General features: G+C 38.0%; 19 protein-coding genes, 2 tRNA genes and 1 pseudogene. 7 read left to right on the forward strand and 15 right to left on the reverse strand.

Going from position 1 to position 23,198, the window contains the following annotated elements:
- From BMW42_RS06240 to cxpE, 8 genes and pseudogenes are all read right to left on the reverse strand, one after another.
- Positions 1 to 314: pseudogene (locus BMW42_RS06240) on the reverse strand (alkyl hydroperoxide reductase subunit F); the annotation flags it as partial.
- 171 nt (positions 315 to 485) lie between these two features.
- Positions 486 to 1,406, reverse strand: a complete 921-nt coding sequence (locus tag BMW42_RS06245) for a hypothetical protein (protein ID WP_092766782.1) — start codon at positions 1,404 to 1,406, stop codon at positions 486 to 488.
- Positions 1,407 to 1,423: 17 nt separating this feature from the next.
- Complete coding sequence (locus BMW42_RS06250) at positions 1,424 to 2,554, reverse strand: toxic anion resistance protein (RefSeq protein ID WP_092766783.1); 1,131 nt, start codon at positions 2,552 to 2,554, stop codon at positions 1,424 to 1,426.
- A gap of 8 nt (positions 2,555 to 2,562) precedes the next feature.
- On the reverse strand, positions 2,563 to 3,345 hold the full coding sequence (locus BMW42_RS06255) for a tellurium resistance protein (protein WP_092766784.1): 783 nt from the start codon (positions 3,343 to 3,345) through the stop codon (positions 2,563 to 2,565).
- 128 nt (positions 3,346 to 3,473) lie between these two features.
- Positions 3,474 to 5,885, reverse strand: a complete 2,412-nt coding sequence (locus BMW42_RS06260) for a CSLREA domain-containing protein (RefSeq protein WP_092766785.1) — start codon at positions 5,883 to 5,885, stop codon at positions 3,474 to 3,476.
- Positions 5,886 to 5,897: 12 nt separating this feature from the next.
- Complete coding sequence (gene rbtA, locus BMW42_RS06265; RefSeq protein ID WP_092766786.1) at positions 5,898 to 7,688, reverse strand: rhombotarget A; 1,791 nt, start codon at positions 7,686 to 7,688, stop codon at positions 5,898 to 5,900.
- Positions 7,689 to 7,868: 180 nt separating this feature from the next.
- Positions 7,869 to 8,576 (reverse strand): DnaA regulatory inactivator Hda, encoded by a 708-nt coding sequence (gene hda, locus BMW42_RS06270; RefSeq protein WP_092766787.1) that lies wholly within the window; start codon positions 8,574 to 8,576, stop codon positions 7,869 to 7,871.
- 15 nt (positions 8,577 to 8,591) lie between these two features.
- Entirely contained in the window at positions 8,592 to 9,815 is a 1,224-nt protein-coding gene (gene cxpE / locus BMW42_RS06275; protein ID WP_092766788.1) for a chloramphenicol efflux transporter CxpE, read from the reverse strand.
- 135 nt (positions 9,816 to 9,950) lie between these two features.
- Here cxpE and purM point away from each other — a divergent pair, with 135 nt between their 5' ends.
- Both purM and purN read left to right on the forward strand, forming a co-directional pair.
- Positions 9,951 to 11,021, forward strand: coding sequence for a phosphoribosylformylglycinamidine cyclo-ligase (gene purM / locus BMW42_RS06280; RefSeq protein ID WP_092766789.1), 1,071 nt, complete (start codon positions 9,951 to 9,953; stop codon positions 11,019 to 11,021).
- An 18-nt stretch (positions 11,022 to 11,039) separates the two neighbouring features.
- Complete coding sequence (gene purN / locus BMW42_RS06285; RefSeq protein WP_092766790.1) at positions 11,040 to 11,669, forward strand: phosphoribosylglycinamide formyltransferase; 630 nt, start codon at positions 11,040 to 11,042, stop codon at positions 11,667 to 11,669.
- 15 nt (positions 11,670 to 11,684) lie between these two features.
- Here the strand turns inward: purN and BMW42_RS06290 are convergent, their stop codons facing one another.
- On the reverse strand, positions 11,685 to 12,494 hold the full coding sequence (locus BMW42_RS06290; RefSeq protein ID WP_092766791.1) for an alpha/beta fold hydrolase: 810 nt from the start codon (positions 12,492 to 12,494) through the stop codon (positions 11,685 to 11,687).
- A complete protein-coding gene (gene sppA / locus BMW42_RS06295) occupies positions 12,491 to 13,504 on the reverse strand; it encodes a signal peptide peptidase SppA (RefSeq protein WP_035266860.1) in 1,014 nt (337 codons plus the stop codon). The genes BMW42_RS06290 and sppA overlap by 4 nt, the downstream gene beginning before the upstream one ends.
- A gap of 131 nt (positions 13,505 to 13,635) precedes the next feature.
- Here sppA and BMW42_RS06300 point away from each other — a divergent pair, with 131 nt between their 5' ends.
- Positions 13,636 to 14,571: a lysophospholipid acyltransferase family protein gene (locus tag BMW42_RS06300; protein ID WP_092766792.1), complete on the forward strand. Its 936-nt coding sequence runs from the start codon at positions 13,636 to 13,638 to the stop codon at positions 14,569 to 14,571.
- Here BMW42_RS06300 and BMW42_RS06305 read toward each other — a convergent pair.
- From BMW42_RS06305 to BMW42_RS06315, 3 genes are all read right to left on the reverse strand, one after another.
- Entirely contained in the window at positions 14,568 to 17,057 is a 2,490-nt protein-coding gene (locus tag BMW42_RS06305; RefSeq protein WP_092766793.1) for a DNA internalization-related competence protein ComEC/Rec2, read from the reverse strand. The genes BMW42_RS06300 and BMW42_RS06305 overlap by 4 nt on opposite strands.
- A gap of 82 nt (positions 17,058 to 17,139) precedes the next feature.
- Positions 17,140 to 17,817: a lipoprotein-releasing ABC transporter ATP-binding protein LolD gene (gene lolD / locus BMW42_RS06310; protein ID WP_035266856.1), complete on the reverse strand. Its 678-nt coding sequence runs from the start codon at positions 17,815 to 17,817 to the stop codon at positions 17,140 to 17,142.
- Positions 17,810 to 19,045 (reverse strand): lipoprotein-releasing ABC transporter permease subunit, encoded by a 1,236-nt coding sequence (locus BMW42_RS06315; protein WP_092766794.1) that lies wholly within the window; start codon positions 19,043 to 19,045, stop codon positions 17,810 to 17,812. The genes lolD and BMW42_RS06315 overlap by 8 nt, the downstream gene beginning before the upstream one ends.
- 23 nt (positions 19,046 to 19,068) lie before the next feature.
- Between BMW42_RS06315 and BMW42_RS06320 the strand changes: the two genes are divergently transcribed.
- A complete protein-coding gene (locus tag BMW42_RS06320; RefSeq protein ID WP_092766795.1) occupies positions 19,069 to 19,644 on the forward strand; it encodes a PilZ domain-containing protein in 576 nt (191 codons plus the stop codon).
- A gap of 9 nt (positions 19,645 to 19,653) precedes the next feature.
- Here BMW42_RS06320 and BMW42_RS06325 read toward each other — a convergent pair whose 3' ends face one another.
- Together BMW42_RS06325 and BMW42_RS06330 are read right to left on the reverse strand one after the other, a co-directional pair.
- On the reverse strand, positions 19,654 to 20,562 hold the full coding sequence (locus BMW42_RS06325) for a DMT family transporter (protein WP_092766796.1): 909 nt from the start codon (positions 20,560 to 20,562) through the stop codon (positions 19,654 to 19,656).
- 23 nt (positions 20,563 to 20,585) lie between these two features.
- Entirely contained in the window at positions 20,586 to 21,053 is a 468-nt protein-coding gene (locus tag BMW42_RS06330) for a YaiI/YqxD family protein (RefSeq protein WP_035266848.1), read from the reverse strand.
- A 270-nt stretch (positions 21,054 to 21,323) separates the two neighbouring features.
- On the opposite strand from BMW42_RS06330, the gene BMW42_RS06335 reads away from it, so the two are divergent.
- The 3 genes from BMW42_RS06335 to BMW42_RS06345 all read left to right on the forward strand — a co-directional run bounded on the left by BMW42_RS06335 (position 21,324) and on the right by BMW42_RS06345 (position 23,198).
- Positions 21,324 to 21,399 (forward strand) — tRNA-Glu (locus BMW42_RS06335).
- Positions 21,400 to 21,507: 108 nt separating this feature from the next.
- Complete coding sequence (locus BMW42_RS06340; protein ID WP_092766797.1) at positions 21,508 to 22,908, forward strand: amino acid permease; 1,401 nt, start codon at positions 21,508 to 21,510, stop codon at positions 22,906 to 22,908.
- 214 nt (positions 22,909 to 23,122) lie between these two features.
- Positions 23,123 to 23,198, forward strand: a tRNA-Glu gene (locus tag BMW42_RS06345).

Here is a 23,198-nt window from a genome sequence, read left to right on the forward strand (position 1 = left end):
TCAGATACTTTTGGTGCATAACCAGAAGTTTGTAGCAATGCCAAAATCAAAGAAGTGAACTCATGACCCATTGGTAAGCCTGCGAAGAAGACACGCGGTTCTTCACCTGCTTTTGCAATACCAAAGCTCGGCGCACGTTTATTTTGACCATCAAAACGAGCTGTGACTAATGGAGAAAGTGCAGCCACTTCTTCCACAAGTTCTTTGATTTTTACAGATTTGTCTGAATCATTTAAAGTCGCAACCAGTTCGATTGGACCTTCAAGGCGTTCTAAAAGCGTTTTTAATTGAGCTGAAGTATTTTGATCTAACATTGCTAACGTCTCCAAAGGAGTAATATTTATTTGATAAAGCTATATTAGAAGAAATACAAAAATAGGTAAAACAGTTAATTTACATAAAGACTATCGAAAAATTGAATTAAAAAATCATCCATTTAAGAATGAATGATTCTTTTATGATGATCGTAACAGTACAAACTTTAACTATATCTCCAAACGTTGAGTGATCGTTTGAATTCTGCTTTTAAAACTACGAGCTAATCCAAAAAAAATAAGTATTAACAATAACATGATGGCTGAGAGCACCATTAACATCATCTTTACAACTTCTGAAATTTGTCGTGCCTGATTTGCCCGAGGATCTATCGCTTTTGCCCAAAGAGTAATAGATTGACCATAAACTTGTTGCTGCATTGACCATAACTGCTCTGCATTAAAACCATATTCGACAAACTGTTTTTCATTTCTTTCAGCTTGCGCAAGTCGAGCTAAATATGCAGTTGCTAGCTTGGTATCTTCAGGTTTGTGAATCAAAGCCACTTGCGCAAGGACGTAGGCTTGTATAATTGGATCGACCTGTTGTTCAGTCATGATGACAGCAATCTGACTTTCATGAATCGATTTATCATAATGACTTAATTGATATTGTTGTTCCAAAGACTCATCATTCAAGTCATATTGAACATAGGTCAAACCTGACCAAATTAAGATGACAGCAATGAACCAACAAACAAACTTAAGTACAAATGATTGAAAGCTCACATAGAAAAAACGTATTTTCTTTAAAAAATGAACGATAAAAAAAGCACCAATGACTGAGCTAAATACTTTTAGAATGAACCAGCCTAACCAAGATATTAAATTAAAAAAATAGTCAGGCTGATGTTGGTACACGTTTACGACTTCATCTAAACTATGTGGCAAATGAAGCTGCTGAACAGTTTCACTCATACCCATAAAACCATAAATCATGTCCTGATGAATAAAAAGCGACACAACTGAAATAATGAGTACACTGGTACTCAAAAATCCCCATAAATTAAGTATGCGATTTCGTTTGTACAATTCAGGCAATCTTTTCTGAATCTCAGTCTGCGCCACAAGATATTCATTGGTTTTATTCAAATTTAAACCTCAAGAAATTAGTGTTTTGGCTGATTTTGACTCGAATCCAAAACAAGTTGTTGAAGATTTCCTTGCAAAGCCTTAATACGGATTGATGCCTCTTCACGTTTTTGCATCCCTTCTTTCTGAATACTAATAACATCATTCACTGTTTTAATGAGAGTATTTTGAACATGTTCAAGTGTTTCAATGTCAATCACTGAGCGTTGATTTGCTCGAGCAGTATCTACTGAGTTCTGGTGTAATAAATCTGCATTTCGTTTAAGTAACTCATTCGTCGCGTCATCAATAGTATTGGCCAATTGGACGCTATTTTTTTGTTCCTGTAATGAAATCGCTAAACTAATTTGATTTTTCCAGGCAGGAAGCGTGATATTTTTTATCGCATAAAACTTATCAACCAACATTGAATTATTTGATTGAATAATTCGAATCATCGGTAATGTCTGCATCGCAGATTGTTGCAATACCTGTAAATCACTCACTCTTTTTTCCAAGTTGTTTGCTAAGTGATTTAAGTCGTAGATTTTTTGATTAGTTTGCGCATCTTGTTCTAGCGTACTTAATTCAGCTATTTGCTCCTGAACTTCTTGTTGTTTAATTTTCCCTGCAGCAATATAAACCCCTAATTGTTTATATTCGTCCTGCACACCATCAAACATACGATCCAATGTATTTACACGGTCTTTTAACCCTTGTTGAGAGGTTTCAATTTCTTTAACTAAAGCATCTATTTGTTCTTTAGTGGTATTGAACTTTTGATCAAAACTCTGTTTAGCACCCTTAAATCGATTTAAGATACTACCCAAGAAGCCTGAACTTTTAGCAGGACTTAAAATACTGTTTGTATTGAGCTGTTGAGCCACTGTAACGACTTCATTTAACTTTTGACCTGTTGCATCCAAATCTTTATTTTTAACTAGATCCAGTAATTCATCCGTATAAGTCGCTGTTTTAGTCGCGATATTTTTCCCATATTCAGCAACCGTAGCATGATTCATATCAGCTAGTTCTTGGTGAACTGATTCGACTGCTGCAAGGTCTGACGTCGTCAACCCAATTTCTTTTAAATCTAACTTGGAAAACTTTTCCTCCGTAGAGATTAAGCTTAAGGATTCATTTTTCTTTTGAATTGGAAAATCAGACATAACACACCTTATTCTTTAATTAGTGATTTTTTTAGAGATCGAATCAGTTGTTCGCGACTTTGATCTAACTTTTCAATATCGATTGCGCCATTTTTAATTTGAGTTTGCTCAAGATGATATTGCCAAGCTGGGATTAATACTTGCTGCGCTTCACGAAAACGATCCGTCAGAGTTAATGAAAGTTGTTGAGTCAATTGCATTTGCATGAGAGAAATATCATTGTTTGCTTGTACCGACTCTAATGTTTGTATTTTTTTAGCCAATCGCTCCTCAAAGTTATCGAGTGGATGGCGATGATGAGAAAAATCTGTGTATTCTGTTAAAAATTGTCTTGCTGCTTGAATGTAGCGCGCCATTTGCTCTCTTAAACCAACTGCTTGCTGAAATCGAGAACTAGACTTTTGGATTTCAATGTGAATACGTTGGGACAGCTGATCAGCATCTAGAATGAGTCTATCTAAATCACGAATATAAGAAATTTGACCCGCACCAAACTCCAAATCCAGACCTAGCCACTTTTGGAAAGCATTAAATTTTTTTTGTTTTAATTTCTTTTTGGATTGATTCAATTTTTGAATAATATCTGAAATTGTTTCGCTTAATTTTTTATTTAAAGTGGGGTCTATACCTACCAATAGAGCATTTTGTGCCTGCACAATATGTTCAGCATATAAATTAAGTTTAGACGAATCAGTCAATAAAGGAACAAGATCATGCCTCTTAATTGAGAGCAAATCCGAAGGATTAACTTCAATTTGATTTAAGGGTATAAGCTCATTAAAAGATGACATTGGTGTAATTTAAGAAAGTGATCAGCAATCTTCAAATGTAGCAATAAACTGTTCAAAATATACTAATTTTTTGCAAAATATTACACAAAATCAAACACAAAAAAAGCCAGCAAATGCTGGCTTTTTTATTAATGAGGTTTAGACTTTCTCATTCTAAGCCAACTTAAACCAATGAGTCCTAAAAGCCCAAACCCACCTAGGCTCCCCCCTCCACTCGTACGAGAACTTCCAGGCCCTGTTTCCGCATTTAGAACAGCTAATGTTCCCTCACCTGATGAAGCGCCGTCTGCGTCCAATACTGAGTACTTAAGATCATAGGAAAAGACATCCAAATTATTGTTCAACTGAACTCGAATGTTTCCACCATAGCACTTTTTAAAACGGTCATTAGCACATGGCTCTACCCGATCCGCGATAATTGAAACGGGATTCGGTACTCTTGCAAAATAAATTGATACCTCATCTCCATTAGCATTATGGTAAAACTCCTTTTTATTTGGAGGATTAATTGCATTTCTGTTGCCATCACCTGCATCACTCGCTTCAGCCAGTAAATTTACACTGATTTGAGTCGATTTTTTTGGATTGATTGTATATTCCACGCGTTCAGGAACAGTTGGCACGATATTGATAAAATTACCAATTAAATATGCACTTGATGTTTTTTTACTGTCGCTTTTTGAAGTAAGCGTATATGTACAGAATTCAGAGTCTCCACTCGGTGTTATGCGACCATCTGTTCTATACATGACTATCTGCTTAAGCTGCGGTTTCCACTCACATTTCAACCGATCATCAAACTTACCTAAGAACGTTTTATCGATATCTAATTTCCCAACTCCCACAACCTCAACTTTGACATCATAATTATCAACATTAAGATGCTCAATTTTTCGCACCTTACCATCAGGAGAAACAAATTCATCCGGTAAATTCAATTTAAATGGATCGAACAAAATTGGACGATATTGATTAAGATTATTTAACTCATTCAAAAATGCTTTTTGATCGGTGAGCTCCTTATTATAATAATCAATCACTTCTTCTTTGGTTTCAGGATCGGCAATAGCATCTTCGAATGCTTTAATTTTATTCTCAGTTGATTTCTTTATTTGAACCAGTGATTCATTTGCTTTACTTAAATTGGAAACAGTCAACTTTAAGGTTTCTATCGCACCAATATCGCAAGTATTGGGAGTCGCATCTAAACTGTTGAGCGAGTCCAATCCAATCCGATTTATACCTCGTTGATCAAGTTGCGAACAACCATCAGTACCAAAATCAACTAAATCTGTACCACTAGAATTAATCTTCGGAAAAAAGACAGGATGAAAGTTAGTATTCTCATCTTTAACCGGTAACGATGTTGAAAACAGATCATTGATACTCAATTGACTAACATCAAGACTATTTTTTTGTGCATTTTCTGACGCTTTTGCTGGTAGATCACAGTCTATAGATGGATTACTCAGTGGAATAGCATTTGCCAATAATTCAATACCTGCTGACTCAACTTGGCTCACATCACCGTGACTATATATACAGGCTTTAGCCTGATTAAAACCTATCACATTATGATTTAAGGCTTTTGCACCTGTATTTGCATACCAAAGCACAGATCGCGCGGTATTTGCGATAATCGTATTACTATCGAGCTTCAAAATAGAATTGGGACTCAAATTTATTTGACCCCCATCTGTTAAACGATCACTAAATTGAAAAATTTGACCTTGTGTAGTATTTAATACATTGGAAGAGATTGTATTTGCTTGCAATTGAGCTGTAGGTTCACCACAAAATGAGAATAAACTGTTTGAAGCTGTATTTCCATTTTCGGTAATAGACATACGGGATAAATCAATCTTACGGCGTGTGAACACAAGATTATCCAAACAAGACATCGCTATAACAGCGCCTTGCTGAGCTGTATTACCACTCACCCACCCGACCGAATAACTTAAAGAGCTATCACTGTCATTCAAAAATATCGCTCCACCTCTTAATGCAGAAGAGCTAGTGATATTTACATTATATAAATCAGTCTCGCCTCCCAATAGCAAAGCGCCACCGTTGGTAGATGATTTACCATTTCTCAGCTCTATATTTCTTAAACTCAAACTTGGTCGATTTAGATTGGTCGTATTGAAAATGCGATGTGTATTTTGACCATTAATTATAGTTTGAATTTTAGTTTGCGCAGGATAACTATTTGAAATGACATTCGGTTTGGAATAATCGACAGGCTCTTTACCCCTAATAATCACTGAAGAAGTTGGCTGAAGCTCTGCATTCAAGCTATAAGTACCAGCTTCAAGCTGAATAATGTCAGTTTGTACTCGATCCGTATTACCTTTAGCACAACCTCCATAAGCTCGATTTGTCGAAGCAGCCTTCAACGCTTCTCTGAGTGAACACTTTGCATCATTAGTACCGTCTTCATCATCGAAGGTAGTGACATAAATTGTTGTATCTTCAGCAGCCATTAATGACATTGCAGAAAGGACTGCTAAAGTCAAAAAAGCTTTTCTACTTTTCAACATACGATTCCCTTATTATTTTTTTCTACGTATCGCGATTAAAGTCATCAGACCTAATACGGAGATTAGACCTAGCCCCCCACCAGAAGTTTTTACTTTATCGCTTGTATAAGTATCTCTGGGGTCTTGTTTAATGACAGTTGGAATTTCGATATAAGGATTCATTGACTCATTCAATTGACGTGTAGATACAACGACCAAAACTTTAAAATCATCAGTTCCGTGCCAATTCCCTTGAGGCGTATAAGTAAACTCCCCATTTTGGAGTAGTTCTGCTTTACCTTTACTTGGAGAATTATTTTGTTGGATGATCATACAGCCCGCTTGCCATTCTTCTTTTTTGGGATGAGGTCCGACTAAGGCATCACATTGACTAGCAGGTATTAGCTCACCATCTCCTAGAAAATCATTAATATTTAACTTAACAATTTCTCCGTAAAAGATATCCTTGCCAAATCTGCCTGAAGACGTACTTGACTGAATAAGTTCGATTGCGCCTCGATCACACAAAATACGATCCTTACGTGCGTTGCCACGCTGATCAACTGTTTCACATGATGTACCATTTGAATCTGGTCCACGATTAATGATCGGAGAATCTGTCAATTGTCGATAACTAGGCAACACTCTTGGACGGAAATATCCTAAAGCATAGCCAGAATAGACTTTGAACGGACATAAAATGCCAGATGAATTAACATCACATTCACCTTCTACATCAGTCCCAGCTAATAATGTGCGCTCGCCCAGTTTTTCTGAAGCTGTGCCCTCACAACCAAAACCATATAAATTATTGTTTAAATTTGATTGATCGATTGCAGTCTCTACACGGCAGTCTCGATTGCCATTTTTTGCAATTATATTGTTAGTAAGCGATGCCTTCTTAAACGGTGCATTAAAAACCAAGCCAAAATCATTAAAGACCAGAGTATTGTTATTAAGCGCAATACCATCCTTTACATTGATAATATAGCCCTTATTATTAAAAATTGTTGAATTAGTCACTTTGGCATAATTGAGATTGGTCACCTTAGTTTCATCTTCACTCAACACTTTATGGCTATAGATTGCGAAACCTTCTGAATCTGTTGTTTTATTACCTTTAATAACAGAAGCACTAATGTCAAAATCAGGATATTCACTATACAAAACAGCACCTTGTTGTGCTTGATTGTTTTCTAATAACGAATTAACTAGATTCACTCGCGCGGAACGAATTTTGCTAGTTTCGGATTCAATAAATGATTCAACATTATAAATCGCACCACCAAAATTTGCTTTGCCATTGATAAGATGGCTTTTATCTAATTTTAGCCGTTCATAATTGAGAATTAATCCACCTTTGTCTTTGCATACAGATGCAGTACAACCTTGCAAGGTAATTTCGTAAAATTCCACACCAATTGCAGCATCTCTAATTTCATCATCAGCTTTAGGACGAATTCGCTCAATATGGAAAATTCTATCAGTACCCTTCATTGTTATGACGGCATTTTTTGTACCAGGAATATCGTCGACAATGGTAGTTTCATACTGCGTTCTAAAAACCATCGGTTTAGAGATGCGAACTTGCTCGTTTAGGAGATATTCTTTCGTAGATAAGATAATATTATCTGTGGCATCTTTACCACCACAGCCATTGAGACCTGCTTCAGGTTTACCCTGATTAATATATTCAATTGCTTCACGCAACGAACATTGATCATCATTTTTGGTGATATCTTCAGTGGTCGTAACCACAATATCTGCACTGAATACATGCCCTGTTGCACACAACAATACAAGACCTAAGCCCCGTCTGAGCATTACCATCTCCTTAATTTTTCTTTATTTTTTTAAGTAGCGAACTTTAATTATGTAGCGCTATTTGTCCATTTTGACTAATCTGTCACAAATTTTTAGAATTCTCAATTATTTTTAAGTAAAAAATTGCCGAGTTCAGATAAAGTCTACATTTTGAGTTTTGAATAACATTTAAAAAAGCATTTAAGCACTATACTGATCGATGAGCGCGTAGATTTGCTTAAGGGTTGCATTGGATAGCTTAACTTTTTCACCCTGTAGTAACTTTGATAATTGATCAACCGTTTGTAATAAGGTACTGGTCTGTATCGGGCCATTGGTCAGCAGATAATCAATAATTAAAGGATCAAAATGCACACCTTTACGCTCCAACACAGAATGTAATAAGGCATAGCGGTCAGCATAGGATTGACCTGTTGGCACTTTAACACTCACCGCTTGAGTTAATCTCGACTGAAGATCTGGTAATTCAAGTTTCAGTTCAATTGGCGCAGATCTAGATGAAAAGACTAGTTGTCCTCCACCATCATTATTATTATTTATTAAGTGAAATACCGCTTTTTGCCAATGCGGTACACCACTGATCGCTTCAATATCATCTAGTGCGACCAAATCATAACGATCCAATGAAGTAATCGCCTCAATTGGAGCATCGAGCAATTCTAGCAATGACACTTTAATTGCAGATTTCCCCACATCTAGATATGAGTCACATATTGCAGTTAATAAGTGACTCTTACCTGTGCCCGCCCCGCCATAAAGATAAAATCGATTCATTAATCCAGCATGAAGTTGGCGAACTGCATCAATGACGGGTCCCCAACCTGGGCCGGAAAAATCACTGATCCGTGCATCAAGTTGAGGTTCTATATCAAGTTGCAGTTGCCGCATAAATGCTTGGTCACCTTAAGGTTCTTTATTTTGTTTCTGCACATCGATTTTTTCAGATGTTGCAATATCTTGTTGATTATTGATTGATTGTGGTTTGAGATCAAGCTCAATATCAACCTGATCGGTTTGGATTGTAATTTCACCACCACCATGATCAGCTACGGCAACAGGTGGCGTACCATAAATTGTACTCCTTTCATAAGTGTCACGTGCATGTCGGAGCAGTACCACGATTACAGCTGCAACAGGTAATGCAATCAACATACCCAAGAAACCAGCCAATTGTGCACCAGCCAATACAGCGAATACGACCGCTACTGGAGAAAGACCAATTTTATCTCCCAATAAGAATGGCTGAAGCACATAACCTTCAACAGCTTGCCCTACCATGAACACCACTGCAACTAAAAGGAGTTGAGTCCAATCCATACCAAATTGGAAGAAAGTTGCTATCACGGCAGCAATAATTCCTACTGCAAATCCTAAATATGGGATGATACTTGCCAAGCCTGCAATCATGCCAATAATCAAACCAACTTCCAGACCAATCAGTTGTAAACCAACAGCATAAACAATCCCCAAAAGGATCATCACGAGGAATTGTCCTTTTACAAATGCACCTAGTACGCTATGGCATTCACCTACGATTTCAAGCGTTGAAGCTTCATAAGGACGTGGAATGAGTCGACGCAAACTATTGAGCATTCGATCCCAATCTAAGAGGAAATAAAATGCAATAATTGGAATCAGTACAATTGTCCCACCAATCTGAATAAAATTCAGACCAGATTGTGCCAATTTGAGTGCCATCGCTTGGATACTGTCAGCACTATAATTGGTTTGAACATACTCCATAACAGCTGCTGAAATCTGATCTACATCTAATTCTAGTGGCACTATATTGAAAGTATCTGATAACCACGGTAAGAAGCTAAAATTTACCCAATGAACTACTTTCGGGATACTGGATTTAGCATACATCAGCTGTTCCCAAATTAATGGAACCAAATACCACATTGCCCATGTGATCACGACACCAATACCAATAAATACCAAACTGATAGACAACCAACGAGGTAAACCTATCTTATGCAATCGATCAACCAATGGACTGAAAAGATAAGCTATTAAAAATGCACCAATAAATGGGATTACGACCGGTTTTAATAAGTATAAAATCCAGAGAAATAAAGCTATCCCTGCAAGGATAAAAACACGGCGTAGGGTACGATCTACCATAGAAACTCGCCTTTTTTAAGATTATTCGTTATGTAAAGGAAAATATTTTAGTAAAGATAACATTTTAGTGCATAAATAACATAAGAGTTTCGTATATTCGGGTTATAATCCCCGCGCGAATGCGGAGACTTCAATATGAGCAACTCAACTTCTACCCCAAACACTGGTTTAAGCTACAAAGATGCAGGTGTCGACATTGAGGCGGGCGACGCGTTAGTCGATCGTATCAAATCTGTCGCTAAACGCACGACTCGTCCTGAAGTAATGGGCGGTCTTGGTGGCTTCGGTGCACTTTGTAAAATTCCTAAAGGTTATGAAGAACCTGTTCTCGTATCTGGCACAGACGGTGTTGGTACAAAATTACGTTTAGCATTGAATTTAAACCGTCATGACACAATTGGTCAGGATTTGGTTGCAATGTGTGTGAACGATTTACTTGTCTGTGGTGCTGAACCACTCTTCTTCCTTGATTATTACGCAACTGGTCACCTCAATGTTGATGTCGCAGCAAATGTAGTGACAGGTATCGGTCAAGGTTGTGAACTTGCTGGATGTGCGTTGGTCGGTGGTGAAACTGCTGAAATGCCAGGCATGTATGAAGGTGAAGATTACGATTTAGCTGGTTTCTGTGTAGGTGTTGTAGAACAAAGTAAAATTATTGATGGCTCTAAAGTTAAAGCTGGTGATGTATTAGTTGGTGTTGCTTCAAGCGGCGCACACTCTAACGGCTACTCTCTTCTTCGTAAAATTTTAGATGTAAAAAATGTTGATTTAACTCAAATTGTTGATGGTCGTCCACTTGCTGATGTTGCAATGGAGCCAACTCGTATCTACGTTAAACCTATTTTAGAGCTTCTCAAACAGGTTGATGTTCACGCGATGGCACACATCACAGGTGGCGGTTTACCAGGTAACTTACCTCGCGTATTACCAAATGGTGCCCAAGCTGTAGTAAACGAATCTTCTTGGGAATGGCCTGAGCTGTTCAAACTTCTTCAACGTGAAGGTGGTGTAGAACAATTTGAAATGTACCGCACATTCAACTGTGGCGTAGGTATGGTTCTAGTTGTTGATGCTGCTGAAGCTGATAAAACAGTTGAATTCTTAAATCAACTCGGTGAAAAAGCATGGGCAATGGGCCACATTGTTGACAATGCTGAATCTGTCGAAGGTGCAGACGAAAAAATTCGTGTGATCTTCGCTTAATCAGTTTATTGTTAAAACATGATTAAAATTGCTGTTTTAGTATCAGGTAACGGATCAAACCTACAAGCATTAATTGATGCAAACCTTTCAGGTCAAATTGTCGGTGTGATCTCGAATAAACCTGATGCTTACGCACTTGAGCGTGCTACTCATGCCAACATTGCAACTGCAGTGATTGAACACAAAAACTTCCCAGACCGTGAAACGTTTGATGATGTTATGCATCAGCAACTGCTCGACTGGGAAGCTGATCTTGTAGTTTTAGCGGGCTTTATGCGTATTTTAAGTGCTAAGTTCGTTAAAGCATGGGAGGGTAAAATGATCAATATCCACCCTTCTCTACTGCCAAATTACAAAGGAATGCATACACATCAACGTGTATTGAATACTGGTGATTTATGGCATGGATGTACAGTACATTATGTCACTGCAGAACTAGATGCAGGTCAAGCACTTGCTCAAGGCGTACTCAAAGTGTCGCACCATGATAATGTTGCATCTTTAGCTGATCGTGTACATCAACTTGAACATTTAATTTATCCTCAAGTTGTAGAATGGATTTGTAATCAAACCATTCAAGTCACATCCGAAGGCGTGCACTATAAAAATCAAATTTTGAAAGATCCAATACAGTTCTGTCATATTTGATTTAAAAAACGCAGCTTAGGCTGCGTTTTTTAGTGGCGTCAAAATAGTTTTTAAATGCGCAGCCAATTGCTCAGGATGTTCAAGTGGGAACATGTGTCCACCTTCAAAAATACTAAAAGGCACACCAAACTTTTTCCTCACTTTATGAGGGAATTTACGTGCTAAGAATGGACCTTCAGAAGCAACAATTAATTGACTTGGAACTTTGAGCTTAGGTTGAGGCAGCCACCATAATGAAGGATTGGTTCTAAAAATATCCACTTCAATAGATTTTGGAATCGCCAATTCAACGCCGCCACGCGTTGGATCTTCAACTAATGCAAATTGAATATAGTCATTAAAACATTGCTCATCAAATGCTGCATATAATGCTTTGGGTCGAAGTAATGTTGCAGCTTGCTCTCGACTATCCCAATGATCACGTCGACGTTTAGACAATGCCGCTGGCGACATTTGATCCACTGCTTTTAACTTCAAAGACTTTGCAATATGCATAGCAAATGATTCTTGCCCCATAATAAGAGGTGGATCGAGAAGAATAGTTTGACTAAAAAGTTCTGGGCATTTCAACGCAGCTTTGAACGTCAAAACTCCTCCTAAGGAGTGCCCGATACCAATCACTTTACGACCATGGGATTTCTGAACAATATTATCAATCACTTGCTGTGTCATACTTTCCCAGTGTTGATCTACAGGATAACGTTGATCAACACCAAGATTGGTCGTATAAATCACATCGAATTGATCAGACAAAGCATCAAAAAATTTTTGATAAACTTTCGATGGAACCCCGTTGGCATGAGCAAAATGGATCAATGGTTTCATTGGATTCGATTCACCTGCTCAGATTGAATCTGCTTGGAAATTGAAGAAGCAAAACCTTGACCAATTTCACTTCCAAGTCGTCCAAGCACAGAATCAAAGGGGCTACGTTGAATAGTATAATCTACCGTTTTTTCGACTTTTAATTCGCGTTTCAGTGTGTGAATACTGCCAATCCGATCTGCAATACCGAGCTTCACAGCCTGCTCACCAGTCCAAAACAAACCTGAAAATATAGCAGGGTCTTGCGATTTCAATTTATTGCCACGACCTTTTTTGACTGCATCAATAAAATGTTGATGAACATTATCCAATACACCTTGTACGTGTGCACGTTGTGCAGGATCAACTGGTTGTGTCATCGACAATAATGCTTTGTTCTCACCTGAAGTCATGGTGCGATCTTCAACGCCAAGTTTTTGCATCAAACCACTCACTCCATAGTTTGGCATAATGACACCAATTGAGCCGACTAAACTTGATGGATTAACAATAATTTCATCCGCAGCAGACGCAATGTAATATGCACCTGAAGCACCTGTGTCACCAATTAATGCATAAAGTTTTTTATCTTTATAAACCGACTTTAAATATTGGATCTCTTGCCAAATTTCATCAGACTGAACTGGAGATCCACCCGGAGAGTTAATATTTAAAACAACAGCTTGCGATTGCTTGCTTTCAAATGCTTTTTTCAAACCTTTGATCGTATCTGCACTATTCACACTTTGCTGGTCTGCAGCAATCGTTCCTACAATATCGACTGTAGCAATATGCTGTGATGACACCGCACTATCAGTGGAAGTCGTTGAACAACTTTTCCCCATGACCAAAACTATAAATAACAGATATGCGAAAGTAAGAAATTTAAAAAAGATTCCCCAACGTCTTGCACGTCTCTGTTCTTCTACAGATGCGAGAACAGCTTTTTCTAAAATTTGCCATTCTTTTCCGTTAGGTTGGTTATTTGGTTTTTGATTTTCATTTTGTGGTTCAGGCGGCCAAGCGGACATACATACCATCCAAATTAAATTTAAGCTGACATTATATACAAGGAATGAGGTCAAACTATTTATAAGTCAAGATTTAACATATAATAAACCCAAATCACAATATTCTATGAACTTACCAAATTTTGAATCTAATGCCTGAAACCAAAACATCGACCACAACCCGCCTGTTAAATTTCTTCAGTCGCCGTCCGATTCGTTTTTCTCGTTTTTTTGCAAAAATGCTTGCAGGGCTGATTAATACGCTAAAAATTACAAAAACTACGAACACCATCCGCCTCAATATCGACATTTGCTTACCACATCTTTCTGATGAAGAAAAACATTTAGTGACTCGTGCAGCAGTAAGAAACGAACTTCAATCTTATATGGAATTTTTTAGTATTTGGGGAAGCTCAAACGAAACCAATATTTCACGAATACGCCATGTCACGGGTGCTGAATATTTTCATGAAGCAATGGCTGAAAAGAAAGGGATTATTTTACTCGCACCACATTTTGGTACATGGGAAGTCATGAATGCGTGGTTCGCACAGTATACCAAGATGACCATCATGTATAAACCCATCAAGAATGAAGAAGCAGATCAATTTGTGCGCCAGGCTCGTAGTCGAGAACAAGCAACTTTAGTCCCTACAGATGAGAGTGGTATAAGACAAATTTTTAAAGCCCTTAAATTAGGGGGGACAACTGTGATTCTTCCAGATCACAATCCTAAACACGGTGGTGAAATGATCGATTATTTCGGCATACCACTCGAGTCCAGTAATTTAAGTGCCAAACTCATCCAAAAAACTAAAGCCAAAGGCCTTTTGGTCTATGCAATTCGCAATGAAACTGAAGATTTTGATGTATTTATTGAACCAATGGATGCTTCGATTTATGAAGGCACTCCCGCTGATGGAACGTTAGTAATTCACCGTGCAATAGAAAGCCTGATTCATCGTTATCCTGAACATGCTCATTGGAGCTACAAACGTTTCCGTGCAAATCCTGATCTACATAACATTTATCGTATCCCTGCAGAACAAGCCAGAGCAAAAATAGAACAAGTTAGAAAAGCAAATTAATCTATGGGGTTATTCCGAGTTAACCACGCTTTTTGATCTCGATGATATCGAAATTGTACATCTCCGTTTTTATCGAAGGTCATTCGAATGCTGCCCTTCGATTGGGTATCGAGTAGCGGAATATTAAGCGCTTTTAAACGCTCTTTGACAACAGGATGTGGATGATTATAGCGGTTATCAAAACCAGCCGATGCAATGGCAATTTTAGGTTTGGTATTTTTTAAAAAGTCGTAAGATGAACTATGTCGACTACCATGGTGTCCTAAGATTAAAATATCTACTTTAAGTTCAGGATACTGCTTTAAAATACTATACTCTGTCTCCCATCCTGCATCTCCCATAATCAGAAGATGCTTAAAATCGTTAGCATAGGGTAATGTCAGATATATTACGCAAGAGAGCTCATTACGATTTTGACTGACAAAATTTAATTGTGATTCAGCTGGTGAGAGAAATTGTATATTTATCTTACCCAATTGCACCTGTTGATGCTGTCGACAATAATCAAATTTCACTTGCTGAAACCTATCATCTTTTTCATTTGAGATAACTTGATCAATTTGTATATGTTTTTCGATAGCGCGGTATGCACCAGCATGATCTTGATCAAGATGACTCATAAAAATTTGATCTAATTTTGATATGCCACGTTGAATTAAGAAAGGGACAACTACACTTTCTCCAATACTAAATGTATTCTCATCAAAGCTCCCGCCTGTATCAACTAAAGCATTTTTCCCTGATGACTGTAAGAGTATGGATTGCCCCTGTCCTATGTCTAAAATTTCAATGATATCGTATCCATCATCACGTTTAGGCATCAGCAATGCCACACCTAATACGGGTATCCATAATCGAGGGATTACATTCTTTGGCATAAAGAACATCAATACTGCCAAAGCGAGCAAAAACATTTGTGCTTTCGTTAACGCCACCCATTTCAATGGATTGTCTAATATTAATCCCAACTTAGTCAGCAGCACCAAAAGCATCGATATCAACATATCAGCCAGATGAAATAAAAATAGACCAACAAAAGGAATAAAGCTGAGACAATAGCCCAGTACTTCTAATGGCACGATCAAGGTCCCAATCATTGGAACAGCAACTAAATTAGCAAATGGTGCAAGTAAAGAAATCTGTTGAAATATCAGTAAAGTGAATGGTAACAGTGCAATAAATATTTTCCATTGGGATTGCAAAAGTATTTTAAGATACATTTTTGCTTTATCTAGAAAATGATATTTGTTGATTAAAGCAGTGCTTTGCTGTTCATGAACGATCGTTTGGTATACACGAATCAAAATCAAACATGCGCCGTACGAAAGCCAAAATGCAGCAGATAAAATACTAAAAGGGTCTAAATAGAGCATTAAGCTCGCACTGATAAGTAATAGCACAAAAGGCTTAATCTTAAATTTAAATAAAATAGCGATACTAATTAGACAAACTGACAATGTAGTTCTTAGTGCAGGAATTTCGAGCCCTGAAAAAAAACTATAAATAATTACCCCACATACGAAAGGGATTAAAAGTAAATATGTTTTGGGAACTTTTAGAAAAATATGAGGACGAAAAATTGATACAAGATGCCCCATGAACCACGATAATAAACCAGCAAAAATTAGAACATGTGGACCTGAAATAGCCAATAAATGCGTAATGCCTAGTTTTTTAAATAATTCTTCTTGTTGCTCCGTCAGTAGACTCTTATCACCTGTGAGTAACGCGACTAGCAAACCCTTATTTCTGAATACTCCCTGTTCGATATCATCCCTAAAAGCTAAACGTGCTTTTTCAATGCTCAGGCTCAATCGTGCGATAAGGCTCCGATGTACATCGGTTGAAGATAAATAACCTTCAGAATATAACACCGCTTCACTTACAGGTACGATCCAATCTACACGCATTGTTCCAGCTATATTTTGCTGCAACAACCATTTCTCATGATCAAATACCCCATCTACTGCATAACTATGTGCGGGTCTTAATTTTCCCGTAACTTTATAATAGCGCCCTAGTTCTAATGTCGTATCAAGTTTTGACTCTCGCAAATATAATAATAGCGTTTGAGATTGTCCTTGCTTCTTGTCGATCACTTGCGCACGCTGCTGTATTGATCGACTTTCCTGATCCATTTTCAGCTGATTAATTTTATTGATATAGACAACTATTTCTTTTTCTTCAATATATTGAACACGTTTCTCTAAACGATCGTGTAAGGCTGTTTTTGCATGTTGATGCCCCAAAACAAATGTGATCAGACAAATTCCCGTTAGCACAAGCATTCTTGATGATGACTGGACAATACTTGAGGTGTGAGGATAAATGAATCGATCAGGTTGCCTCATTAATCGTACAAAGTAACCCATGATCAAAATGATACTTGCCATACCCAGCAAGAGAGTTGAATATTCAACTTCACCCTGAAAGCTGATCGTAGCAACACCAATGATCCAAAAGATGAGAATAAATATTAAAAACATCTAACTTTTATGTTTATTTTTCTTAAATAGATTAAAGCCCACCTAAGTGGGCTTTAACAAGACTGTTAATCGGATTTTTAGGCTATACCCACAATCCATCTTGCATATGCAAAATCTTATCAGCAGTTTGTGCGAGCTGTTCATCATGGGTCACGATGAGCATTGCCATATTAAATTCTTTACGCAGATCGGAAAGCAATTCAAAAATTGTGACGGCAGTTTTACGATCTAAATTTCCAGTAGGCTCATCTGCCATCATCAATTTAGGTTGAGCCACTAAAGCCCGTGCAAGCGCAACGCGTTGTCGCTCACCGCCAGATAACTCACCTGGTTTATGCGTTAAACGATGTGATAAACCCACTTTATTCAACAAATATTCTGCACGTTCTTTTACTTCTTTAAAATTTGCATCTTTACGTAACATCAGCGGCATTGATACATTTTCTAAAGCCGTAAACTCAGGAAGTAAATGGTGAAATTGATACACAAATCCGAGGTGTTCATTACGTAGGAAACCGCGTTCAGCTTCGCCTAAAGTGTCAAAACGCTGCCCATTAAGCATCACTACACCTTCGGACGGACGATCAAGCCCCCCTAATACATGTAACAGCGTACTCTTACCCGAACCACTTGATCCAACAATTGAAACAAATTGTCCTTGCTCAACAACTAAATCCAATCCCTTAATCACTTCAACAGTTGATTTACCATCTGTAAAATGTTTATGAATATTTTTGGCTTCTAAGACAATATTACTCATAGCGTAAAGCCTCTGCTGGTTGAACTTTGGCAGCACGCAGCGCTGGATAAATTGTTGCAAGGAAACTTAGCGCTAGTGATAAGCTAACAATCACCACCACATCTTGCCAACGTAGATACGATGGTAAATAGTTAATGAAATATGCATCGAATAAATTTAGTCCAAAAGCGGTGTTCAGCCAGCCAATAAATCCACTGATACTCGTTGCAAAGATGATACCTAGTGCTGCTCCTGCCAGTGTTCCTACAACACCAATCACCGTACCCTGTACCATAAAAATCTTAGTGATCGTTGCTGGTGAAGCACCTAAGGTTCTTAAAATAGCAATGTCGGATTTTTTATCAGTAACCACCATCACCAGTGAAGATACAATATTAAATGCTGCAACCAAGACAATCAGGAAAAGTAAAAGGCTAACCATTGCTTTTTCCATCTGAATCGCACTAAAGAGATTACCGTGCGTATAAGTCCAATTTGATGGATAGAAATTGCCTGGTAAATCCATAACAACTTCTTCAGCGACTTGTGGTGCTTTGAAGATATCATCTAGCTTCATACGGATACCTTGTGCACCATCCGGCAGTCTCAACAATGTCGAAGCATCATTTAGCGCGATGTAACCCATCATCGAGTCCACTTCCGCACCAATACTAAAAATACCGACAATTTTAAAACGTTTAAATCTTGGAACAACGCCAGCGGGTGATGGTGTCGCTTCAGGTAATACCAATGTTACATTGTCATTGAGACTTAAACCTAAAGCATCCGTCATCTGCTTGCCCAAAACAATCCCGAACTCACCTTTCTTTAATGAGTTGAGGTCGCCTTGAACCATATGATTTTGAATAATAGATACATTTTTTTCATAGTCAGGCTCAATACCCGTGACCATTATCCCTGCGACCTGTCCTTGGGCTGTTAACATCCCCTGCAACTGTGTAAAAGGTGCAACACCCGTCACATGTTCATGTTGGTCTATTTTCTTTGCAAGCTCAGGCCAGTCTGTTAGAATTTGTGTAGAGGAAACAGTCGCTTGAGGTACCATTCCCAAGACACGGTTTTTTAATTCACGATCGAAACCGTTCATTACAGATAACACAGTAATGAGAACAGCGACGCCCAAAGTCAGACCGATCATGGAAACTAAAGCAATAAAAGAAATAAAGTGATTACTTCGCCGTGCGCGAGTGTATCTCAACCCTATATACAGCGAGATCGGTTTAAACATACCATCTAGTCCGAGGTGTTTTAATGGAAAATCTTCAGCATCAAAGTGGCAATATTGAAAGACGCGTCATGTCACGTATTGATGCTGCCTTAAGAATAAATTATCAGATCATCACTAAAGATGTCGCTTTGAATGATCCCTATGATTCAAATTTTGTACTACCGCGCTATTTTCTCTTACTTGCAGAATTAGATCAATTTGATCATGCGCTTATGTACGAATTAGAACAATTAAATCAAAAAGATCAACAAATTGCTCGGATATTATCCTTATTTAATCAAAAATTAAACCTGATTACGGGCTCACTTTACGACTCTATTGTACAAACCATGTTACCAGTACCTACTCAAGTCAATTTGTCTGAAACGGGTTTTAGTTTTTATGCTGAGCAACATATCCCTGAACAAACCTATATACATATCACATTGAGTCACCCTGAAAATGATTTTCATATCGCTGCAACTGCACAGGTTGTCTACAGCAATCAAGAAGAAAATGGGCTGTTTAGAACTGGTGCATATTTTCTAACGTTACATCCCCAAGACAAAGTAAAGTTAACAGAAGCCTTGAAGCATTTAAAAAACTCACAGAATCACTGAGCATTAAACTTAAGGTTTTAATACTTTTTGTTTAAATTTCCGATTCGCTTCTATATCCCGATAAAAATACATAAATAATCCCAGAAGTAGAATCATTGCTCCCAGTATCATGCCAAACGTTAATTTCTCATGATTAAATGCAGCACCTATACCAAGTGCTAGAACTGGAGTCATTACATTTGTAAGGGACAATGTGGTGGGTTGTATTTTTTTGACCAAGTAAAAATAGCAAAACATCGCGACTAATGAAGCCATGACGACAGAATATATGATCGCAAGTAACGACTTCATTGAAGGTAATTCAGTAGGTAAATATTTCCATATAAATGGCACAATTAAACATGCAACAAAGGTAGAAACAAGTATTGAACCTGTCGCCTGTGCCATCGGTGCTACATCAGCATTTATTTTTTTTACCCAAAAAATTGACATTGCGTATGAAAAAACGCTAAGCAACATTAAACCAATTCCAATGGGATGGATATGTTGTGATGATCCAGTAAAACTGATCACTACGAGCCCAGTAATCGCGACGATCATTCCTAACCATTGCAGCTTATGCAAATCTTGTTGAAAGATAAATTTTCCAATAAGCCCTGCCATAATTGGTGCTAACCCAAACATCAGTGCAATCATGCCAGAACTTAGATAATCAGTAGCTACATAAGTAAAAAATTGTGAACCAATCAAGCTAAATGAACCAGCAAAATAACTATGCAATGCAATTGAATTTAAAGGAAATTTTACCTTTAAAACAATGAGAAGCAATGCCGCGATAGGCAGTGCCAAGCCTAATCGAATCACCAATGCCCACATTAAATAAATATCTTCTACACTCCACACAATCGCAAGTGGAGTTGTTGCCCAGATGATGACCAATAAGGCATAAATGAGCATAAGTTTAGATTTTTCTGGCATGTGAACTCGATTGATAAGATAAATCAGGCAGTTTTTCTTTTTTGTTTTTGAATCGTTTGATCCAAAGCACTTGAAAATTCACGCTTATCTCTTTCTGAAATTGGCGGTGGTCCACCGGTTTGAACGCCAGCCCCTCTCAAAGTTTCCATGAAATCACGCAAATGTAATCGTGCCTTGATATTAGCTTCTGTCCAAATTTCACCACGTGGATGAATTGCAACGCCACCCTTTTCGATGACTTGAGCTGCTAGAGGAATATCCTGCGTCATGACAATATCATGCTCTTTCATGCGTTCGATAATTTCTTTATCAGCTTGATCTGCTCCACTCATCACTTGTATTGAATTAATACGAACAGAAGGAGTTATTCCTACATTTTGATTGGCGACAAAAGTTACTTCAAGTTGATAACGATCAGAAGCTCTTAAAATGACTTCACGCAAAATTTTAGGTAATGCATCCGCATCGACCCAGAGTTTAAATGGCAACACGCCTCTTTCCTTCGTTGTCTTACCACGTCATCTTATCAAATTTTACAGATGGCTGGTTTGATATGATGAATATAAAGCGGATCGTTTTTTTATAGTGAGGACCTTCTCTCCATGTTATTTAAATACATGAAAAATCTTATTGTTGTCAGTTTAATCAAAATTAAAACTAATTGATTGTTTTTGCTTAATGTATGAACGATTAAAACTTTTTTTGATACGAAGCTTTTGACAATTGAAATGTCTATCCTTAATATACAAGCACCTCGCAACGTCCCTATCGTCTAGAGGCCTAGGACATCGCCCTTTCACGGCGGTAACCGGGGTTCGAATCCCCGTAGGGACGCCATTATCGTTTCATACGATCACTCAATATTCAAAATTACTATTATTTCATTGAAGAATTGTAGTTTTTCACTACAATAACTCGCTTCATTTGTTTCGAATTTTCAATCCTATGCACTCATCTCCGAATGATGCTTCGCATCAGGGCAATTCTGCGCCTTTACAACGCGCTATGAGTACTCGACATCTGGTTATGATTTCGCTTGGCGGCGCAATCGGTACTGGACTTTTCTTAGGTTCGGGTGAAGTCATTGCACAAACGGGGCCTGTAGGTGCCATTATTTCTTATATCCTTGGTGGGATTATCGCCTACATGGTTATGCTGTGTTTAGGTGAGCTTGCCGTTCATATGCCTGAGTCTGGTTCGTTTGGTGCTTATGCCAAAAGATATATTGGACCAGGAACAGGCTATACCATCACTTGGTTATATTGGTTAACTTGGTCGGTTACTTTAGGAACCGAGTTTACAGCCGCCGCCCTCCTCATGCAGGAATGGTTCCCAGATAGTTCCATGTGGATGTGGACTATAGTCTTTGGTGTATTCGTATTTGTTTTAAATATGATTTCCACAAAATGGTTCGCAGAATCTGAATTTTGGCTGGCATTAGTTAAAGTTATTACTGTTGTTGCATTTATTCTATTAGGTCTACTCGCAATTTTTGGTGTAATTGGCTATCAAGGTTACGAAACGGCGCCTTTATTTAGCAATTTAACTGCTCAAGGCTGGTTCCCTGAAGGTCTATTCCCAATTTTTGCTACGATGCTTATCGTAAACTTCGCATTCTCTGGAACAGAATTAATTGGGGTTGCTGCTGGTGAAACTAAAGACCCAGCTAAAAATGTTCCTAAAGCAATTAATACAGCGATTTTTCGTCTGTTGATTTTCTTCGTAGGTACGATCATTGTAGTGACGTCACTTCTTCCACATCAAGAAGCTGGCTTAGCTGCTGAAGGTGTGAGTAGCTCTCCATTTGTGACAGTTTTCCAGCATATTGGTATTCCCTATGCAGAAGATATCATCCGTTTTGTAATTATTACCGCTTTATTATCAGCTGCTAACTCTGGTTTGTTTGCTGCGTCACGCATGATGTGGTCTTTATCTTACAAAAAGCAGCTCCCTGCAGTATTTTCTAGAGTGAATGCACGTGGTATCCCCTATGTTGCAGTGATCGGTGGGTTACCAGGCTTATTGTCAGAACAATTCGCACCTGAGACTATTTTTACCAATTTATTAGGTATTGCTGCTTTTACAATGGTCGTTGTGTGGATGAGTATTTGTTTAAGCCAATTTAATTTCAGACGCGATTGGTATAAGCAAGGGCGCAAAAAAGAAGAGCTGGGCTTTGCTGCTCCATTATTTCCAATTGTCCCAATCTTAGGTTTTGTGTTCTGTTTTATCACCTGCTTAAGTATGGTATTTGATCCAAGTATGCATATTAGCTTTTTCGGGTGTTTAGCGTTCATTGCTGTATGCTATGCCAGTTATTACCTGTTTTATCACGATAAATCTTGATTTTGAAATAGCGACTTCGGTCGCTATTTTTTTGCTTAGACAGTTCCTATTTTCCCAATGCTTTTCTAATATTTCTTGGAGATTTGATCTAAATTTAGCCTTTAAATTCAATATTGTTTTATTTTCATACGAACACACCATTTTTTTAATTTTTTTGCTGAAATGCGTTTGACACCCCCCTATTTTCACCCTATTATACGCCCACCTCTGAAACGTCCCTATCGTCTAGAGGCCTAGGACATCGCCCTTTCACGGCGGTAACCGGGGTTCGAATCCCCGTAGGGACGCCA

Origin of the sequence: Acinetobacter sp. DSM 11652 (genome assembly GCF_900109815.1) — a bacterium.
In the GTDB taxonomy this organism is placed as follows: Bacteria; Pseudomonadota; Gammaproteobacteria; order Pseudomonadales; family Moraxellaceae; genus Acinetobacter.

Bases quoted from the DNA above. Each gene is read 5' to 3' on its own strand.
- BMW42_RS06300 (WP_092766792.1), top strand. From the start codon at position 13,636: ATGCCTGAAACCAAAACATCGACCACAACCCGCCTGTTAAATTTCTTC.
- BMW42_RS06290 (WP_092766791.1), bottom strand. From the start codon at position 12,494: ATGAAACCATTGATCCATTTTGCTCATGCCAACGGGGTTCCATCGAAA.
- sppA (WP_035266860.1), bottom strand. From the start codon at position 13,504: ATGTCCGCTTGGCCGCCTGAACCACAAAATGAAAATCAAAAACCAAAT.
- BMW42_RS06325 (WP_092766796.1), bottom strand. From the start codon at position 20,562: ATGCCAGAAAAATCTAAACTTATGCTCATTTATGCCTTATTGGTCATC.
- BMW42_RS06315 (WP_092766794.1), bottom strand. From the start codon at position 19,045: ATGTTTAAACCGATCTCGCTGTATATAGGGTTGAGATACACTCGCGCA.
- purM (WP_092766789.1), top strand. From the start codon at position 9,951: ATGAGCAACTCAACTTCTACCCCAAACACTGGTTTAAGCTACAAAGAT.
- BMW42_RS06320 (WP_092766795.1), top strand. From the start codon at position 19,069: ATGGAAAATCTTCAGCATCAAAGTGGCAATATTGAAAGACGCGTCATG.
- rbtA (WP_092766786.1), bottom strand. From the start codon at position 7,688: ATGCTCAGACGGGGCTTAGGTCTTGTATTGTTGTGTGCAACAGGGCAT.
- BMW42_RS06340 (WP_092766797.1), top strand. From the start codon at position 21,508: ATGCACTCATCTCCGAATGATGCTTCGCATCAGGGCAATTCTGCGCCT.
- purN (WP_092766790.1), top strand. From the start codon at position 11,040: ATGATTAAAATTGCTGTTTTAGTATCAGGTAACGGATCAAACCTACAA.
- cxpE (WP_092766788.1), bottom strand. From the start codon at position 9,815: ATGGTAGATCGTACCCTACGCCGTGTTTTTATCCTTGCAGGGATAGCT.
- BMW42_RS06305 (WP_092766793.1), bottom strand. From the start codon at position 17,057: ATGTTTTTAATATTTATTCTCATCTTTTGGATCATTGGTGTTGCTACG.
- BMW42_RS06250 (WP_092766783.1), bottom strand. From the start codon at position 2,554: ATGTCTGATTTTCCAATTCAAAAGAAAAATGAATCCTTAAGCTTAATC.
- lolD (WP_035266856.1), bottom strand. From the start codon at position 17,817: ATGAGTAATATTGTCTTAGAAGCCAAAAATATTCATAAACATTTTACA.
- hda (WP_092766787.1), bottom strand. From the start codon at position 8,576: ATGCGGCAACTGCAACTTGATATAGAACCTCAACTTGATGCACGGATC.
- BMW42_RS06260 (WP_092766785.1), bottom strand. From the start codon at position 5,885: ATGTTGAAAAGTAGAAAAGCTTTTTTGACTTTAGCAGTCCTTTCTGCA.
- BMW42_RS06255 (WP_092766784.1), bottom strand. From the start codon at position 3,345: ATGTCATCTTTTAATGAGCTTATACCCTTAAATCAAATTGAAGTTAAT.